The sequence below is a fragment of the Pantoea sp. UBA5923 genome (assembly GCF_002431095.1).
GTDB lineage: Bacteria > Pseudomonadota > Gammaproteobacteria > Enterobacterales > Enterobacteriaceae > Pantoea > Pantoea piersonii.
Genome location: NZ_DJDN01000058.1, coordinates 10,206 through 10,725, shown reverse-complemented (window position 1 = coordinate 10,725; position 520 = coordinate 10,206). Strand labels below are relative to the sequence as shown.

The 520-nt window shown below is 57.9% G+C and carries 1 protein-coding gene; it reads left to right on the top strand.

Annotated features, from left to right (window positions below; all coding sequences use genetic code 11):
- The coding region (locus B3797_RS13950; RefSeq protein ID WP_311791384.1) for a winged helix-turn-helix domain-containing protein at positions 1-439 on the top strand (439 nt) is incomplete at its 5' end.
- Positions 440-520 lie beyond the last annotated feature (81 nt).

The following is a 520-nucleotide window of genomic DNA, read 5'->3' as shown; positions in this document are numbered from 1 at the left end:
GGAGATCGGCGCGGATGACTACATCACCAAACCGTTCAACCCGCGTGAGCTGACCATTCGCGCACGTAATCTGCTGTCGCGCACCATGAATCTGGCGATGCCGAACGAAGAGCGCCGTCAGGTAGAAAGCTACAAGTTCAACGGCTGGGAGCTGGACATCAACAGCCGCTCGCTGATTAGCCCTAACGGCGAACAGTATAAGCTGCCGCGCAGCGAATTCCGCGCCATGCTGCACTTCTGCGAGAACCCAGGCAAAATCCAGACCCGCGCCGATCTGCTGAAGAAGATGACCGGCCGCGAGCTGAAGCCGCACGATCGCACCGTCGACGTCACTATTCGCCGTATTCGCAAGCACTTTGAGTCCACGCCGGATACGCCAGAGATCATCGCCACCATTCACGGCGAAGGCTACCGCTTCTGTGGCGATCTGGAAGAGTAATTCCTTAACGGAAGTCAGGGTTGGTTGACACCGCGCTAATGCGGGTGAGACGACCCGATGGCAAAGACGCAAAAGCGGCAT